Genomic DNA, 16,470 nt, shown 5'->3' on the forward strand with positions numbered 1-16,470 from the left:
CGACCTTCGTAAGCGGATTCCATCCCAACTCACCCTTCCGGCAGGAAACGCTGCGTGACCTCGATCGAACCTGAAATGTGTCGGTTAAACTCATCCAGCTCTTCGGCGGGGACCCACAGTTCCTCATGCTCCCTGCCACCGACAATCCTACGATCGAATTTGGCAATGTATTTCGCATCCACGTCAAATTTCGTCACATATCCGTGGCGTGAGCCGGTCTTCGTGTTCCAATCGCGCGCGATCTGTGCAGCGTAGCCCTCGTTGGTTACCGGGTAGAAGATCGGCTGATCAGGAAGACGTGGCGGAAATGCTCTCCACTCGGCCTCCTCAATCAACTTCAACTCTTCCAATCCGACCGGTCGGTAGAGCGTGACCAGTTCAGTCATCACCCCACGCTGCCTTCCAAGCTGATCCCGATCAGCTTCTGCGCTTCGACCGCAAACTCCATCGGCAGTTCCTGGATGACTTCGCGGACGAAGCCGTTGACGATCAGCGCGAGCGCCGCCTCTTCCGGGATGCCGCGCTGCATGCAGTAGAACAGATGATCCTCAGACACTTTCGAGGTCGTCGCTTCGTGCTCGAGCTGCGCAGTCGAGTTCTTTGCCTCGATGTAGGGCACGGTGTGGGCGCCGCACTTGTCGCCGATCAGCAGCGAGTCGCACTGGGTGAAGTTACGCGCACCCTCCGCCTTGCGGTGGATGGAGACCTGGCCGCGATAGGTGTTGTTGGAATGGCCGGCCGAGATGCCCTTGGAGATGATGCGGCTCGAGGTGTTCTTGCCGAGATGCAGCATCTTGGTGCCGGAATCGATCTGCTGGTAGCCGTTGGACACTGCGATCGAGTAGAATTCGCCGCGCGAGCCATCGCCGCGCAGGATGCAGGACGGGTATTTCCAGGTGATCGCCGAGCCGGTTTCGACCTGCGTCCAGGAGATCTTGGAATTCTTGCCGCGGCAATCGCCACGCTTGGTGACGAAGTTGTAGATGCCACCCAAACCGTTCTTGTCGCCGGGATACCAGTTCTGGACGGTCGAATACTTGATTTCGGCGTCATCCAGCGCAACGAGTTCGACGACGGCCGCATGCAGCTGGTTTTCATCGCGCTGCGGGGCGGTGCAGCCTTCGAGGTAGGAGACGTAGGCGCCCTCCTCGGCGATGATCAGTGTGCGTTCGAACTGGCCGGTGTTCTTCTCGTTGATGCGGAAATAGGTCGACAGTTCCATCGGGCAGCGGACGCCCTTCGGGACATAGACGAAAGAACCGTCGGTGAAGACGGCGCAATTCAGCGTCGAATAGAAATTGTCGGTCATCGGCACGACCGAGCCGAGATATTTGCGGACGAGATCGGGATGCTCGCGCAAAGCTTCGGAGATCGACATGAAGATCACACCGGCCTTCTTCAGCTCTTCCTTGAAGGTGGTGACCACGGACACCGAGTCGAACACGGCATCGACGGCGATCCTCGGCTTCTGTACGCCGGCGAGGATTTCCTGCTCGCGCAACGGAATGCCGAGCTTCTCATAGGTCTTGAGGATTTCCGGATCGATATCATCGAGCGACATCGGGCCTGACTGGCTCTTCGGCGCGGAATAGTAGCTGATCGAGTTGAAATCGATCTTGGGGTAGTGAATGCGCGCCCAATCCGGCTCGACCATGGTCAGCCAGCGGCGATAAGCATCCAGCCGCCATTCCAGCATCCATTCCGGCTCGTCCTTCTTGGCCGAGATCAGGCGGATCACGTCTTCATTCAGGCCCGGCGGTACGGTGTTGGATTCGATATTGGTCTCGAACCCGTATTTATATTGGTCCACATCGATCGCGCGGACCTGGTCTATGGTCTCTTGAACCGCAGCCATTTCGATCTCCAATCTCGCCGGGTCAAGGCCGGCAGCTTGTTGTCGTTGTGACAGCTTTCGTTTGCATACAATGCAATGCGTCACCGTCTATATAAGTGCGCCAAAAGGGTATTTTCACCCCATTTGGCAAGCGGAAATTTGCTTTTCCGCAAAAATTACGCCGCGTCCGCCTTCCGCATCCGGCCGGTCAGGCGCCGGAACGCTTCGATGGTTCGCTGCATATCAGCCTCATCAGTCGAAGGCCCGAACGAAATCCGCAAGGCACCCATGCGCGGGTCGAGACCCATGCCCGTGAGCACATGGCTTTCTCCGACTTTGCCGGACGAACAGGCGGAGCCCGCAGACAGCGCGACACCTTCAAGATCGAAGGCGATCTGGCCGGTTTCGGACTTCAGTCCCTCAAGCGAAAAGAACGTCGTGTTGGGCAGGCGGTCCACCGAACGGCCATGAATGACGATGCCAGGTGCGATGTCGGCGAGCGCCGCTTCAAGAATGTCACGACGCGCGCGCAACTCGGCGATGCGCGCATCGACCCCCTCACCAATCTCACGTGCCGCGGCACCGAAGCCGGCGATCGCAGCAGTATTTTCAGTCCCCGAACGATGGCCTTTTTCCTGGCCGCCGCCGCGGACCAAAGCGGTCGGCATCATTGTCTCGCCGCGCGCAACGAGTGCGCCGGCACCTTTTGGGCCACCGATCTTATGCGACGACACGATCAGGAAATCGGCATCGAGAGTCTCGATATCGAGCGGCATGCGGCCAAAGGCCTGCACGGCATCGACGACGAGAATGCCGCCATTGGCATGCACCAGCTTGGCGGCCTCTGCGACGGGCTGTATCGTGCCGGTCTCGTTGTTGGCCAGCATCATCGCCACCATCGGCAGGCCGCTGGCTTTATCATGCGCTTCCAGCATCGACTGGAGAGCGGCGAGATCCGCGACGCCGTTGTGGTCGACCGGATAGACGGAAACCATGGAAGCGGGAAAACGACCGCCTTCGAACACAGCCTTGTGCTCGATGGCCGAGACATAGAGCCTGCCGATCGCAAGTGCCGCGCGGCCCATGCGAAAATCCGGGGTCAGCACCATGTTGGCGGCTTCGGTGGCACCGCTGGTAAACGTGACGCTTGCTGACTTGGCACCCAAGGCTTCGGCAATGGCGCGGCGGGCAGCCTCGATTTCGGCGCGGACGGCACGGCCCTCGCGATGCACGGACGAGGGATTTCCCTCCATCATTGCCACGCGCAGGAAGGCTTCGCGCGCTGCTGGCAGCAGCGGCGCTGTGGCATTCCAGTCCATATAGGCGCGGGTGTCGGTCACACTCTGTTTCCATCAATGACGAGATAACCGGCGACGAATCGCATTTTCCTTGAAATTCCGGTCTCGCCTGTCCTATGAAGCGTCACACGAAATGGGCAGCGCCCAACTTTCGAATGGTTCTAAACTAGCTCTTAGAAAAGCTGACTGGTTTCGTCAAGACTGGAATGGCGTTTCGGGGCGGTTTTTGAGAAGTTTCAACACCTGGAGTACGAATGCCCGAAGTCATCTTCAACGGTCCGGCCGGACGGCTGGAAGGACGCTACCAACCTTCCAAACAGAAAAGCGCACCGATCGCGATCATTCTTCATCCACATCCGCAGTTCGGCGGCACGATGAACAACCAGATCGTCTACCAGATGTTCTACATGTTCCAGAAGCGCGGTTTCACCACGCTCCGCTTCAATTTCCGTTCGATTGGCCGCAGCCAGGGTGAATTCGACCATGGCGCCGGTGAATTGTCCGATGCCGCCTCGGCGCTCGACTGGGTGCAGAGCCTGCATCCGGATTCGAAGAGCTGCTGGGTGGCCGGCTATTCCTTCGGCTCGTGGATCGGCATGCAGCTTTTGATGCGCCGGCCTGAGATCGAGGGCTTCATCTCTGTCGCACCGCAGCCCAACACCTATGACTTCTCGTTCCTGGCGCCCTGCCCGTCTTCCGGCCTGATCATCAATGGCGATGCCGACAAGGTCGCGCCGGAAAAAGACGTCGCAGGACTGGTGGAAAAGCTCAAGCTGCAGAAGGGCATCCTGATCACCCACAAGGTCCTTCCGGATGCCAACCACTTCTTCTCGGGACAGATGGATGCGCTGATCGAGGAATGCGGTGACTATCTCGACCGCCGCCTTGCCGGCGAACTGGTGCCGGAACCGGCTGCAAAGCGCATCCGCTAGGCAGCAAAAGTTTCAAAAGGGCGCGTCCCGTTGGGTCTGCGCCCTTTTTCATGCCTATTTTCCGAGGCCAATCGCCCCAAGAATCCGTCTTGCGAGCCCACGCGGCTTAGCTGGCGGCTCGTTCAGCCGCTTCTCGTAAAGCTCAGCCGTGCCGTAGAGACTGACGGTGTCGAGATTGACGGGTTCGGAGCTGAACTCGCCGACGACACGCGCATAGTGTGAGAACCAGCTGGGCGTATAGATCAGCCGGTCGCACCTGGCGAGCAACCACATCTCGGCGACTGCATCTTCTGCACCCTGCAATCCATAATCGGATGTGTGGATCGGACCGGACTTTGCAGATCCGATGCGGCTGTCGTAGTTGATGACATTCTTGACGCGGGCATTGAAGGCATCTCGCAGCTCCTGCGAATCCGTGCAGACGAAGTATCTGGTATCTTCCGGCAGGCCCATCCTGGTAAATTCGGCCATCGACAGGTCTACCAGATCGTCGACGCTACGCTGGATCAGGTCGTCGCGGCCCGATCCCAGGGCCTCGCCATTGCCGTGGCGGATGTGAATACCGACGGCGGTGTGCCCTTGCATGTGCCTCTCGTAAAATCCCTCGATCGCCTCAGCAACTCTAGGCACCGGCGTGATTGCGCTCAGCCATCGCTTTTGGTCGGCGACGTCAGGCAAATGATGCATGGGCCGGGTGATGACGACGCTTTCCGCCACCGGCCGGGCTTCGCGCTCCATCTCGGCATGAAACGCCTCGAAGCTTTCGCTCTTGCTCGTCGCCTGCCGGACTGGCCCCGGCAACGCCTTGTCATTGAATGCGGCGCCTGCAAGCGTGACGCCAACATTGTCAAATGCCGACGGCGCGACAAACAGCTCGCCAAACATGTTGATCTTGGGATCGGCGACGTAGCGGCTGTCGCGCCAGTCGATGACGAGATCTCGGCCGGTTCGTGCCGCATAGGCAATCGCGCCGACAACCGAGACGAGGTCGCTGCCGATCCCGGTGCGTTTGCGCGTCACCACCACATGTCTTGCCTGTTTTTTGTCTTGCCCGAGAGCCGTCATCTTGGCCGCATTGCCTTTCCAAAACGCTTCCCATGCGGGAATGCTGCGCTTTTAGCGCATTGCTCTGGAAAGGCTAGTGCCAACCTGCTCGGTGTAACTCAGTTGACGTGGCAACCGCGGCGGTCTTCCTCATCCTTCAGCTGATCGACGCGCCATTGCTCGTCCTCGGAAAGCTGGGCCTGTTTGGTGTAGCAATCGCTGTTGTCGAATGTCTGCCGGCCGAGGCGAGTTGAGAAGCAGAAGCCGTTCTGGTCGTAGATCGAATTGCGCTCGTACCACAGATCATAGCAACTTGCGGCCAGCGCCGGCTCGACTGAAAGAATAACGCCGAGCGCCGTGAAGATGCCGATCGTTGAAATACGCATTGTCCCACTCCCATATCAATGATGTGCCCTGGTGATGGAGATATCACGGATGGCCGCATGTGTTTATTCTCGTTGCACTCTTTCCGAAAATAGTTCCTAAAAGGCGCACCTTAATGTTAGCCGAAGCCAACCCATGAATTCCTCCGATACGCCTCCCGCCACAGCCGGAATTACGGCCTTGTTCACGCGTGAGTTGGTTGCGCCGACCCTGCTGCTGGGCGCCGGGGTCGGGCTCGAAGCACTGGAATTCTATGTCACAGCCAGCCTGATGCCGTCGATGGTGCGCGATATCGGCGGGCTGGCGCTGCTGGCCTGGACGATGTCATTGTTCGTCGCGGCGCTGGTGCTTGGCGGCGTCGCCATCGTCATCCGCCCGGAGGGCATGACGTTGCGTCAGGTCTATATCTGGGGTTCGCTGATCTTCTCGCTGGGATGCCTGATCGTCGGGCTTGCGCCTTCTATGCCCGTTGTGCTCGTTGGAAGGTTCGTCCAGGGGTTTGGAGCGGGTCTGCTGGTGACCCTTGCCTATTCCTTCATCCGCTTCGTCTATCCCGAGGGCATGCAGAATGCTGCCTCCGCATTCTACAGCGCGCTCTGGGGTGTTTCGACATTGCTCGGGCCGACGCTCGGCGGTTTGTTCGCCCATGGCAGCTATTGGCGGTGGGCGTTCTTCATCCTGGTACCACTGTCGCTGCTGATGGCGCTCTTTGCGCCGCGCTTCCTGCCGGCCGGCGAGGACGAACGAGAGAAGCAGAAACTGCCAGGGGTGCAGATCGTGCTGATCCTCGCGGGCATACTATCGATGTCCTATGCCGGCAATGTCGACGGTACGCTGCTGCGCGCCGCGTTGGTTGCGGCGGGATTTGCTTCGCTGGTTGCGCTCGTGCTCTACGAGCGGCGATCAGAAACGCGGCTGTTTCCGCGCGTTGCGACCATCTTTACCCATCCGTTGGCAAAGACCTATCTGGTGATGTTCCTGCTGATCGTTGGGCTGAATTCGGATATTTTCGTACCGTATTTCCTGCAGACAATGCATGGCACAAAGCCCTTGGTGGCAGGCTATATCGTTGCGCTGGTGGCGACAGGCTGGGCGGTGGCCGGCATGTGGACCGCCTCATGGCAGGGCCGACGCGCGCGATTGGCGATGCTAGCCGGGCCTGTGGTCCTCTTCGTGTCGACTTTAATCCTGGCCTTCGTCATCGGACGTGCCAACCCCTCGGGCGATATCAGAATACTCGGTGGGATCTGCGTGTTGCTGTTCGGCATGGGTGTCGGAATCGGCTTGGGCTGGGCGCACCTTATATCGCTGGTTATGACGCTTTCCGACGGCCCCGAGACCGACAAGGCGACCGCGGCGATCAATCTGATCCCATCGCTGGCTGCGGCCTTCGGCTCGGCAATCGCCGGGGTGATCGCGAATACGGCCGGCCTGGTGACGCCCGGAGGCGTCGAAGGCGGCATTGCTGCCGCCTTCTGGCTCTATGCGATTGTTTCCATCGCGGGACTGCTGGCGCTATTCACGGTCGTGCCGCTCTGCCGCCGCCGGAGCAGCCAGCATTAGCCGAGAAGCGCTGCCTTGTTGGCTTCGAAGAACGCACGGAACGGCGTCGGCTTCTTGCCAGTGAGCGTTTCGACATCGTCGGTCTGGATGTCGGCATCGCCGACGCGGGTATTGGCTTCGAAACCGATCAAGAAGGGAACGAGGAACTCCGGCACGCCGGCTGCCTTCATGCCGCCTGCGAGCTGCTCATCGTTGAGCTGAATGACGTCGATCTTCTTGCCGAGGACTTCAGAAGCGAGCGCTGCGACCTGCGCCGTGGTCAGCTTTTCGCCGCCGGTCAGCGTGTATGTCTTGCTTTCGCTGGTGTCCGACGCCAGAGCCGCGGCCAAGGCGGCAGCGCAGTCAGCGCGGGCAAGGCTGTTGAACTTGCCCTCGCCGGTCGATGTGTACCAATGGCCAGATGCGAGCACCTGCGGCAGGCTCATGAACAGGTTTTCATGGTACCAGGCGTTGCGCAGGATCGTGTAAGGCACGCCCGATGCCTTGACGGCTTCCTCCGTACCGCGGTGATCGCCGGCGAAGGTGATCTTTGAATCAACCGACGGATTGGGCATCGAGGTATAGATGATATGCTTGACGCCAGCTGCCTTGGCGGCGTTGACGGCCGCGGTCTGCTGCTTCAGCCGGGTGCCTTCGCCGTCGATCGCGTCGGTCGAGACAATCGCCAGACGATCGGCGCCCTTGAAGGCAGCCGGCAGGCTTGCAGCATCGTTGAAATCGGCCTTGCGGACTTCGATGCCCTTGGCGGCGAGGTCGGCGAGCTTGGAGACGTCACGCGTCGTGGCAATGATATCGCCTGCGGCGACGCCCCTGGCGAGCAGGGCGTCGATGGTGGCGCGGCCGAGATGACCGGATGCGCCGGTGATGAGAAGTTTCTGCGACATGGTGCTGTCCTTTGCTGCCGCAAGGCCCATGCCTTGCTCTGGATTTCAAATCGAGATATGGTCTCTTTTCGAGACTTGCTCTTATCTAGAGATTTGAAATCCTCTGTAAAGACGGCAGTTTTTCGTAGCCTGGTTACCTGGAAGGAACTACCCCGTGAATGAACTGCAGAAAAAGGGCGTGCCGGGATCGCGAACCGAAGCGTTCGAGAAATACGGATTTACGGTGCAGAATTGCCCGGTCCGTGACGTGATGGACCAGATCAGCGGCAAGTGGAGCACGCTGATGATGCTGGAACTGATCGATGGGCCGCAGCGCTTCGGCGCACTTCGCCGCCGGGTGCCGGATATCTCGCAGCGCATGCTGACACAGACGTTGCGCGACCTGCAGCGAGACGGCTATCTCAGCCGCACGGTCTATCCCACCCAGCCGCCGAGTGTCGAATATGCACTGACCGATCTCGGCCAGTCGTTTATGACGCCGCTGGTGATGCTGGTCGACTGGGCAGCGAAGAACCACGAACAGATTCGTCAGTGCCGCATGGAGTTCGACGGCGCGGCGGCCGCCTGATCACTTGATGTACCATCCCCACGGCTCATCGCTTACAAAGCCGGTGATCTGCTTGACTTCGCGGTAGTTCTCGAACCCCCACTTGCCGAGTTCACGGCCGATGCCGGACTGCTTGTAGCCGCCCCACGGCGCATCGGTGAAAGTCGGCTGCGAGCAATTGATCCAGACGATGCCGGCGCGAAAGGCTTTCGCCACCCGCTCGGCGCGCTTGAGATCCTTCGACATCACGGCGGCGGCGAGGCCATATTTGCTGTTGTTGGCCATGCGGATAGCCTCGTCCTCGCTCTTGAACGGCTTGACGCAGACGACCGGGCCGAAGATCTCCTCCTGCCAAACCCACGAGTCCTCGCTCATATCGGTGAGAACGGTAGGCTCGAGGAAATAGCCGGTATTCAGGTTAGCCGGGCGCTGGCCACCGGTGGCGATCGTAGCGCCTTCCGACTTGCCGCGTTCGACGGCCGCGAGGATCTTGTCATACTGGCCGCGCGAGATGATCGGCCCAAGCAACGTGCCGTCGGCAAGGCCGTTGCCAATCTTGATTTTTCTGGTCTCCTCGACCAGCCGCGCCAACACTTGATCGTAGATGCTCTGCTCGATCAGCACGCGCGAGGTTGCTGAGCAGACCTGACCCTGGTTCCAGAAAATACCGAACATGATCCATTCGACGGCCTGCTCGATATCGCTGTCGGCAAACACCACGAAGGGCGACTTGCCGCCAAGCTCCAGGCTGACGTTCTTGATGTCCTGCGCGCCTGCGATCATGACCTTGCGGCCGGTCGCCACCGAGCCGGTGAAGGCAAGTTTGTCGATCAGTGGGTGTTCGGTGATCGCTGATCCCGCATCCTGTCCCAACCCGGTGACGATGTTGAGCACGCCCTTGGGCAACCCGACTTCCTCGGCGATCACACCGAGCTCAAGCGTCGTCAGCGAGGCGAGTTCGGAAGGCTTCAGCACCATGGTGCAGCCGGCGGCGAGCGCGGGCGCGACCTTCCAGGCGACCATCAGCAAGGGGTAGTTCCACGGGGTGATGGCACCAACGACGCCGAGCGGCTCGCGCACGGCTTTGGACTGGAACCTGGTATCGCCGAGCGGAATCTCTTCCTCTGGTCTGGCGTCGGATTCCTCGGCGAGATTGGCGTAGAACTGGAAGCAACCGGCGACGTCGTCCATGTCCCACGCAGCTTCCGGCAGCGGCTTGCCGTTGTCGCGGACTTCAAGATTTGCCAGATAATCCTTCTTCTCGAGGATCTTGTCGGCAATGGCGCGGAGATAGCGGGCGCGTTCGGCGCCCTTCATGGCCGCCCATGGCCCGCTGTCGAATGCTTCGCGCGCAGCCTTTGCAGCGCGATCGATATCGGGTGCAGTGGCGGCCGGGATCTTGTGGAACACTTCTTCGGTGGCCGGATCGATGACGTCGAGCGTGCCGCCGTTGACTGGTGCCACCCAGCGTCCATCGATGAAAAGCTTGTCCTGCATAGCGAAATCTCCTGTCAGAGAAGGTCGAGAATGGCCGTTGCCGCCTTGGCCGCACCTGCCGACGCCTGCATTTTCAGGCTATTGTCTTTCAGCCGCGTGCGCCTGACCACATCACCAGCGAGTGACGTAATCGCCTCGGCCAATTCGGTGTCCGTCCAGCGATAACGATCCAGCTTCAGGCCGGTGCCGGTTTCGGCGGCACGCCGCGCGTTGTCGTGACCATCCCAGCAATAGGGCATCACGACAGACGGCACGCCGTAAAACAGCGCCTCGCAGAAGGAATTGTTGCCGCCGTGATGGATGAAAACCGAGGACTTTTCCACAAGCGATGGCTGCGGAAACCAGCTTTCCAGCAGCACATTGTCGGGCACATGCGCATAGTCATCGCGCCAGGGGCCGGCATTGACGATGAAGCGAAACGGCAAAGTCGCAAACACCGCGATCATCCGCCGGATCATCGCCACGTCCATGGCGCCGAGGCTGCCAAAACTCACCAGTACCAGTGGCTTGTCGTTCTGAGCCGCAAACACCGGCATCGCATAGGGCGCTTCCTTGCGTACGCAACCATCGAGATAGACGAATTTCTGTGGATCGAGCGGTGTCGTGCGCTCAAAACGGACGATTTCGGGCGAAAGAAGCAGATTGAGATGCGCGGAATTTTCCAGGAACTGCCCCGGCGCGCAAGGCTTCAGGCCGCATTCACCGAGGAATGCGTTGAACCTGCGGTGCGCGGGGGCGACCTCCCGGGCATAACGTGCGGCAAACTTGTCCCAATCGGCACTCTTTTCGGCGCCGCAACCGGAAAGGTAAGGCGGCACCGACGCATCCGGGATCTCGGTTTCGGCGCAGGAGACCACCCTCACCCAAGGCACGCCGGCATTGGCGACCGCTGGAAACATCACAACGTTGTCGAGCACGATGGCGTCCGGCTTGATCTGCGCAATCAATCGCCTCAGGGGCTCCTCTGCACGGATCGCAGTGTCGACGATCGCGTCCCAGGTCGGCGCGACATAGCTGGTGATCTGCTCGAGTGGCGACTGTTGAAAGGCATCCTTGTGGCGATTGATGAAGTCGTTCCAGTCGACCTGGCCGTCGCTGTTGCCGGATAAAAGACTGTATTCCGTAAACCCATACTCGCTGAAAACACCGCGGAAATTCTCATAACAGATGAAGACCGGCCGGGCGCCCTGGCTGCGAAGCTGCTGGGCGATGCCGATGCAATTCAGCGCCGCGCCGAAACTCGCTTCGGGAAACAGGGCGATGACTTTCTGTTTGGTCATTCAGGCACGAACTCTCTTAGCCGGCTATGCGAAAGGCGATCGGCACGCCGCGCCCGGCAAGGCGCGGCCGCTCGAAATGCGACATCTGGATATGCACGCGCAGCAGATCGGCAGCAAGGTCGAACTGCTCCCGCTCGATCTGCTCGAGGATCTGCATGTGCTCAAGATTGGACTGCATCAGCCGGAAGGCGTTGACATGCATGGCCGGCTGCGAACTCTTGCGCCGGCGATGGTGGGTAACAAGCGCTTCCGACATGAAGGGATTGCCGGAACTCTTGGCAATCAGCATGTGGAAATCGTGATCTGTGCGCTCGAAGAGCTTCTGGTCGAAATTGCCCTCATTCATGCCACGCAGGATTTCCATCGACTGGCGAAGCGACATCAGCGCTGCGCCGTCTCGCCGGAAACCGGGCATGGTCAGGGCCAGGGGTTCGCAGGCAAGGCGAAATTCGTAGCTCTTGGCCACAGCATCGCCCGAAATTGCAAACTGCTTGATCAGCCATTGCTGGCCGGGTGCGCGTTCGGCCAGATTGTCTTCCGTCAGTTTCATCAGCGCATTTTGTACTGCATTGCGAGATGCAGCATAGCGACGTTGAAGGCCAGCGACGGTCTGGGAATCGCCAATACGGCCGGCGGAAATATCGCGCAGGATAGCATTGTAGAGTTCGGTTTCCTCGGCGGGTGCCGCTTCCTCCTCAAGTCCGGGGAACGATGCGGGCTCGATTGCGAGCTGGTAACCGCCTTCGGGCTCCGGCGCCACAATCTGCCGCTCGGCGAGAAATTGCAGGGCCTTGCGGATAGGTGTTCGTGAGACATTACAATGTGATGCAAGCGTTTGTTCAGTCAGCCTGCCGCCCAGCGGCACGCCCCGTTCGATTGCATAGTCCAGTATTTTCTGCGCCAGTTCGACATGCCTTTGCCGAACCTTGCCAGTGCTATCTTCCATGGCGACAAGCCATCCTTGCGCGGTCAATTCCCGGCCATGCTGCCTTCATTGCCAGTGTCGTGCAAGAGCATTTCAAAAATATTCCGTTGATATGCAGATTCATGGTTGACGTATTTTTTTAATAAATAATACTGCGTCCCACAAGCGGATCACAAAAGACCGGATCACCGGCATGCCGCTCGGGAACACAGATTTTAACGCCAGGCGGCTGGTTCATCCGAACAAGCCGCTGGCAATTTCCGGTTTTGAACCGCCAACGGCCACAGGTTCTTGGCGACAGCCATGGGAGAAATTTCGTGACAATACATTTGCGCCGCGCGCGCTTCCTGACACTGGCCACCGCGCTCGCCGGACTGACGCTGAGCACCGCGGCATCCAATGCCGCCGACCTGGTGATTTCCAACTGGGACGGCTACATGGCGAAGGACATCGCCGAGAGCTTCAAGGCGGCGACGGGCCTGACGATCGAGGTCGTCAACCATGCCACCAATGAAGAGATCATGGGCAAGCTGATGGCGAGCCAGGGCAAGGGCTATGACGTCGTGTTCGTGTCGTCGCCGTTTGCCGAAATCCTCAACGGCCAGGGCCTTGTCGAACCGCTCGATCATGCCGCGATCCCGAACATCAAGAACCTCTATCCGGAGGCCGCCGCCCTCGCCTATGACCCGGGCAACGCCTATTCCGTTCCCTATACCTGGGGCACGACCGGCCTTTGCTATCGGTCGGACCTGGTCAAGACACCCGTGGACAGCTGGAACGCACTGCTGACACCGGATGCGGCGCTCAAGGGCAAGACGACGATGCTGGCGACCGACCGCTGGCTGATGGCGGCGGGCCTGCTCGACAAGGGCTATTCGGTCAATGAGAAGAATCCGGCCAAGATCGACGAGGCCAAGAACCTGTTGATCGAAGCCAAGAAGACGCTACTCGCCTATGACGACACGACCTTCTATTCCAAGCTGGTGTCTGGCGAAGCGCTTCTGGTGCAGGCCTGGGACGGCTGGTGCAACTATGGCATCACCGAGAACAAGGACATCAAGTTCGTCGTGCCGAAAGAAGGCTCCGATCTTTGGGTCGACACGATCGTGGTCATGAAGAATTCCGAGCACAAGGAAGCGGCGGCAAAGTTCCTCAACTTCATCCTCGACGCCAAGAACCACGCCTGGGCGGCCCAGAACATTCTCTACAAGGTGCCGAACAAGCCGGCCATGGAAAGCCTCGACCCGGCGTTGGCCAAGCAATATCCCAACATGGCGATGACACCTGCGGAGCTTGCCAAATACGAGTTGCTGCGTGACCTCGGTGCTTCGATGAAGGATTATTCGCGGGCCGTGAGCGAGATTAAGGCGGCGAACTGAACCTGAATTGCCCCTCACCCTAACCCTCTCCCCGTAAGAACGGGGAGAGGGAATCTGCTGCGCACTCGCCTTTAGTCTTGAACAAGTCTCGAACGCCGAAAGACGTTCAGTGGATGCCGCACATGCGGAGCAAGTCCCCTCGCCCCGCTTGCGGGGAGAGGGCTAGGGTGAGGGGCAATCTTGAAACGCAAACAGACAGACCCGCATGTCCTTCAACGCCGCCAAACCGAACTGGCTTGCAGCCCCGGCCATCGCCTGGCTCATCATTTTCATGGTGCTGCCCTGCGCGCTGGTGCTGGTCTATGCGTTCTTCCAGCGTGGCATGTTCGGCGGCATCGAATACGTCTTCACACTCGAAAACTTCCAGCGTGTCGTTGATCCTCTCTATGCGAAGATCTTCCTGAATTCGGCGCGGATTGCATTTACCGCGACTGTCTTCGCTATCCTGATCGCCTATCCTGCGGCCTATGCCATCGCCCGCGCTCCGCGGACGATGCAGCCGATCCTGCTGTTCTTCGCCGTGTTGCCGTTCTGGAGCAACTACCTCATTCGCACCTATGCGTGGATCGTGCTGCTCAATCGCGAAGGACTATTCAACAACCTGCTGACATGGTTGGGCTATGCCGGTGAGCCGTTGTCAATGCTCTATACCGAAGGCGCCGTGATCACCGGCCTCGTCTACAATTACCTTCCCTTCGTTATCCTGGCGATCTATTCGACCCTGTCTCGGCTGAACCCCGAACTGATGGAAGCCTCGCGCGATCTGGGTGCTGGTCCGATACGGACCTTCTGGCGGGTAACGTTGCCGCTGACGCTTCCGGGCGTGGTGGCCGGCGGCGTGTTTGTCTTCGTTCTGTCGATCGGCAATTTCGTAACCCCGGCATTGCTCGGCGGCGGACGTTTCCAGATGATCGGCAACCTCGTCTATGACCAGTTCCTGACGGCCAACGACTGGCCGTTTGGTGCAGCGCTGGGCATGGCGCTCATCATCATCATGATGGTGCTGCTGCTAATCCAGGCTCGTGCGACGTCGCATGCATCCGGCGAGACCAAGGGAGCGCGTGAGGATGCATAAGGCACGCGAAAAGCTCTATGGCCGCCTGACGCTGGTTCTGGTGTTTGCCTTCCTTTACCTGCCGATCGCGGTGCTGGTGCTGTTGTCTTTCAATGCCTCCGGTCTGCCGACCACGTGGTCGGGCTTCTCCACCAAATGGTATGTATCGCTGGCCGGCAACAGCGATATCCTCCACGCCGCCTGGAACACGCTGGTCGTGGCTGTCTTTGCCACCCTGATCTCAACAGTGCTTGGAACCTTGCTGGCGCTGGGGATGGAATCGCGGCGACGGAAATCCAATACGCTGGAGGCATTGGCCTTTGCGCCGATGGTTATCCCCGATATCGTGCTGGCGGTGGCGTTGCTGAGTTTCCTGTCGCGGCTGAACCTGACGCTCGGCCTGCACACAATCGTCATGAGCCACGTGGTCTTTGATCTTGCCTTCGTTTGTTCGGTCGTCAGGGCGCGCCTCAAGAATTTCGACTATTCGATCGTCGAGGCGTCGCGCGATCTCGGCGCATCCGCCTGGACGACTTTCTGGCGCGTGACATTTCCGGTGATCCTGCCTGCCATCATCGCGGGCGGGCTTCTGGCGTTTACGCTGTCGGTAGACGAGTTCATCATCGCCTTCTTCACAGCCGGTGCAGGCCGCTCGTCGATTACGCTGCCGATGCAGATCTACTCGATGATCCGCTTTGGCGTGACGCCTGAAATCAATGCTCTGGCAACCCTCGTCATGGGCGTCAGTGCCACCGCGCTCCTCATTTCCCAATGGCTGAACCGGGAACAGTTTTCATGAATGCCAATTCCACCCGCCAGCCCCTGCTGAAGATCGATGCCGTCGCCAAGAGTTTCGGGCCGGTGACGGCTGTAGACAAGGTCAGCATCGATATCATGGAGAACGAGTTCTTTGCGCTGCTCGGCCCGTCCGGCTGCGGCAAGACCACGCTGCTCCGGATGCTCGCCGGCTTCGAAGGCCTGGATTCCGGCCAGATCCTGCTGTCGGGCAAGGACATCGCACCGCTGCCGCCGGAAAAGCGCCCGCTCAACCTGATGTTCCAGTCCTACGCTCTGTTTCCGCATATGACAGTCCGGCAGAACCTCAGCTACGGGCTGGAGATGGAAGGCCTGCAGAAAGCCGAGATACGCAGTCGCGTGGACGAAACGCTCGCTTCCACGGATCTTGTCGCACTGGCGGATCGCAAGCCCGAACAACTCTCGGGCGGCCAGAAACAACGCGTCGCGCTGGCCCGCGCCCTGGTCAAGCGGCCAAAGGTGTTGCTGCTCGACGAACCGCTCGGCGCCCTGGACAAGAAGCTGCGTGAACGCATGCAGCTCGAACTCAAGCGGCTGCAGCACGAGGCGGGGATTACCTTCATCATCGTCACCCATGACCAAGAGGAAGCGCTTGTCATGGCCGATCGCATGGCAATCCTCAGGGACGGCAAATTGTTGCAGGTCGGCACGCCGGAGGAGATCTACGAAACACCGTCGGATCGCTTCGTCGCCAATTTCATCGGCATCATGAATTTCATCGATGGCGAAGTGGATGGCGGAGGCCAGTTCTCAGCCGACGGCGCACGTTTTGCCCTGCCCGGCACCAAAACCCTCGGTAAGGCAACGCTGGCGGTCAGGCCGGAACATATGTCGCTCTCCACCGATGGAAGCGGCCTCAATGGGACGATTTCAGACATTGCCTACCACGGCCTGGACCGCGTGCTGCATATCGCCAGCAAGGCATCCACCCAACCGTTACAGATTCGCATTCCCGCCGCCGAGGGGCAGAACTACGCGCCCGGCCAACCGGTGACGCTCGCTATCAATACGGCCAAGAGCCGCCTTTACTGAT

General features: G+C 59.7%; 16 protein-coding genes. 7 read left to right on the plus strand and 9 right to left on the minus strand.

Going from position 1 to position 16,470, the window contains the following annotated elements:
- Positions 1–29: 29 nt before the first annotated feature.
- The 3 genes from ACXHRN_RS11795 to ACXHRN_RS11805 form a co-directional block, all read right to left on the minus strand.
- On the minus strand, positions 30–386 hold the full coding sequence (locus tag ACXHRN_RS11795; RefSeq protein WP_488641502.1) for an ADP-ribosylation/crystallin J1: 357 nt from the start codon (positions 384–386) through the stop codon (positions 30–32).
- Entirely contained in the window at positions 386–1,855 is a 1,470-nt protein-coding gene (gene sufB, locus ACXHRN_RS11800; protein WP_488641503.1) for a Fe-S cluster assembly protein SufB, read from the minus strand. The genes ACXHRN_RS11795 and sufB overlap by 1 nt, the downstream gene beginning before the upstream one ends.
- A gap of 155 nt (positions 1,856–2,010) precedes the next feature.
- Positions 2,011–3,174, minus strand: a complete 1,164-nt coding sequence (locus ACXHRN_RS11805; RefSeq protein ID WP_488641504.1) for a cysteine desulfurase family protein — start codon at positions 3,172–3,174, stop codon at positions 2,011–2,013.
- Positions 3,175–3,386: 212 nt separating this feature from the next.
- Between ACXHRN_RS11805 and ACXHRN_RS11810 the strand changes: the two genes are divergently transcribed.
- The gene (locus ACXHRN_RS11810; protein WP_488641505.1) at positions 3,387–4,064 is read left to right on the plus strand and encodes an alpha/beta hydrolase; all 678 of its coding nucleotides are present in this window, start codon (positions 3,387–3,389) and stop codon (positions 4,062–4,064) included.
- Positions 4,065–4,118: 54 nt separating this feature from the next.
- Here the strand turns inward: ACXHRN_RS11810 and ACXHRN_RS11815 are convergent, their stop codons facing one another.
- Positions 4,119–5,084: a nodulation protein NodZ gene (locus ACXHRN_RS11815; RefSeq protein ID WP_488641506.1), complete on the minus strand. Its 966-nt coding sequence runs from the start codon at positions 5,082–5,084 to the stop codon at positions 4,119–4,121.
- A gap of 143 nt (positions 5,085–5,227) precedes the next feature.
- Positions 5,228–5,494, minus strand: coding sequence for a YARHG domain-containing protein (locus ACXHRN_RS11820; protein ID WP_488641507.1), 267 nt, complete (start codon positions 5,492–5,494; stop codon positions 5,228–5,230).
- Between the two features lie 133 nt (positions 5,495–5,627).
- On the opposite strand from ACXHRN_RS11820, the gene ACXHRN_RS11825 reads away from it, so the two are divergent.
- On the plus strand, positions 5,628–7,055 hold the full coding sequence (locus ACXHRN_RS11825; RefSeq protein WP_488641508.1) for an MFS transporter: 1,428 nt from the start codon (positions 5,628–5,630) through the stop codon (positions 7,053–7,055).
- Here the strand turns inward: ACXHRN_RS11825 and ACXHRN_RS11830 are convergent.
- The gene (locus ACXHRN_RS11830; RefSeq protein ID WP_488641509.1) at positions 7,052–7,939 is read right to left on the minus strand and encodes an SDR family oxidoreductase; all 888 of its coding nucleotides are present in this window, start codon (positions 7,937–7,939) and stop codon (positions 7,052–7,054) included. The two genes, ACXHRN_RS11825 and ACXHRN_RS11830, sit on opposite strands and share 4 nt — an antisense overlap.
- A 163-nt stretch (positions 7,940–8,102) precedes the next feature.
- Between ACXHRN_RS11830 and ACXHRN_RS11835 the strand changes: the two genes are divergently transcribed.
- Positions 8,103–8,507, plus strand: a complete 405-nt coding sequence (locus ACXHRN_RS11835) for a winged helix-turn-helix transcriptional regulator (RefSeq protein WP_488641889.1) — start codon at positions 8,103–8,105, stop codon at positions 8,505–8,507.
- Here ACXHRN_RS11835 and ACXHRN_RS11840 read toward each other — a convergent pair whose 3' ends face one another.
- The 3 genes from ACXHRN_RS11840 to ACXHRN_RS11850 are packed head-to-tail and all read right to left on the minus strand — an operon-like array spanning position 8,508 to position 12,209.
- Positions 8,508–9,983, minus strand: a complete 1,476-nt coding sequence (locus ACXHRN_RS11840; protein ID WP_488641510.1) for an aldehyde dehydrogenase family protein — start codon at positions 9,981–9,983, stop codon at positions 8,508–8,510.
- A 14-nt stretch (positions 9,984–9,997) separates the two neighbouring features.
- A complete protein-coding gene (locus ACXHRN_RS11845) occupies positions 9,998–11,263 on the minus strand; it encodes a glycosyltransferase (protein ID WP_488641511.1) in 1,266 nt (421 codons plus the stop codon).
- 16 nt (positions 11,264–11,279) lie between these two features.
- On the minus strand, positions 11,280–12,209 hold the full coding sequence (locus ACXHRN_RS11850; RefSeq protein WP_488641512.1) for a GntR family transcriptional regulator: 930 nt from the start codon (positions 12,207–12,209) through the stop codon (positions 11,280–11,282).
- A 296-nt stretch (positions 12,210–12,505) separates the two neighbouring features.
- Between ACXHRN_RS11850 and ACXHRN_RS11855 the strand changes: the two genes are divergently transcribed.
- The 4 genes from ACXHRN_RS11855 (at position 12,506) to ACXHRN_RS11870 (ending at position 16,469) form a co-directional block, all read left to right on the plus strand.
- Entirely contained in the window at positions 12,506–13,567 is a 1,062-nt protein-coding gene (locus tag ACXHRN_RS11855; RefSeq protein ID WP_488641513.1) for a polyamine ABC transporter substrate-binding protein, read from the plus strand.
- A gap of 205 nt (positions 13,568–13,772) precedes the next feature.
- Entirely contained in the window at positions 13,773–14,642 is an 870-nt protein-coding gene (locus tag ACXHRN_RS11860) for an ABC transporter permease (protein WP_488641514.1), read from the plus strand.
- Positions 14,635–15,420: an ABC transporter permease gene (locus tag ACXHRN_RS11865; RefSeq protein WP_488641515.1), complete on the plus strand. Its 786-nt coding sequence runs from the start codon at positions 14,635–14,637 to the stop codon at positions 15,418–15,420. Before ACXHRN_RS11860 ends, ACXHRN_RS11865 begins: the two co-directional genes overlap by 8 nt.
- Entirely contained in the window at positions 15,417–16,469 is a 1,053-nt protein-coding gene (locus ACXHRN_RS11870) for an ABC transporter ATP-binding protein (RefSeq protein ID WP_488641516.1), read from the plus strand. The genes ACXHRN_RS11865 and ACXHRN_RS11870 overlap by 4 nt, the downstream gene beginning before the upstream one ends.
- The last annotated feature ends 1 nt before the right edge of the window (position 16,470 follow it).

It is taken from the genome of Shinella sp. OV683 (assembly GCF_057787725.1).

Coding starts and splice junctions, on each gene's coding strand:
- ACXHRN_RS11795 (WP_488641502.1), bottom strand. CDS start 386: ATGACTGAACTGGTCACGCTCTACCGACCGGTCGGATTGGAAGAGTTG.
- sufB (WP_488641503.1), bottom strand. CDS start 1,855: ATGGCTGCGGTTCAAGAGACCATAGACCAGGTCCGCGCGATCGATGTG.
- ACXHRN_RS11810 (WP_488641505.1), top strand. CDS start 3,387: ATGCCCGAAGTCATCTTCAACGGTCCGGCCGGACGGCTGGAAGGACGC.
- ACXHRN_RS11820 (WP_488641507.1), bottom strand. CDS start 5,494: ATGCGTATTTCAACGATCGGCATCTTCACGGCGCTCGGCGTTATTCTT.
- ACXHRN_RS11825 (WP_488641508.1), top strand. CDS start 5,628: ATGAATTCCTCCGATACGCCTCCCGCCACAGCCGGAATTACGGCCTTG.
- ACXHRN_RS11830 (WP_488641509.1), bottom strand. CDS start 7,939: ATGTCGCAGAAACTTCTCATCACCGGCGCATCCGGTCATCTCGGCCGC.
- ACXHRN_RS11840 (WP_488641510.1), bottom strand. CDS start 9,983: ATGCAGGACAAGCTTTTCATCGATGGACGCTGGGTGGCACCAGTCAAC.
- ACXHRN_RS11845 (WP_488641511.1), bottom strand. CDS start 11,263: ATGACCAAACAGAAAGTCATCGCCCTGTTTCCCGAAGCGAGTTTCGGC.
- ACXHRN_RS11850 (WP_488641512.1), bottom strand. CDS start 12,209: ATGGAAGATAGCACTGGCAAGGTTCGGCAAAGGCATGTCGAACTGGCG.
- ACXHRN_RS11860 (WP_488641514.1), top strand. CDS start 13,773: ATGTCCTTCAACGCCGCCAAACCGAACTGGCTTGCAGCCCCGGCCATC.
- ACXHRN_RS11865 (WP_488641515.1), top strand. CDS start 14,635: ATGCATAAGGCACGCGAAAAGCTCTATGGCCGCCTGACGCTGGTTCTG.
- ACXHRN_RS11870 (WP_488641516.1), top strand. CDS start 15,417: ATGAATGCCAATTCCACCCGCCAGCCCCTGCTGAAGATCGATGCCGTC.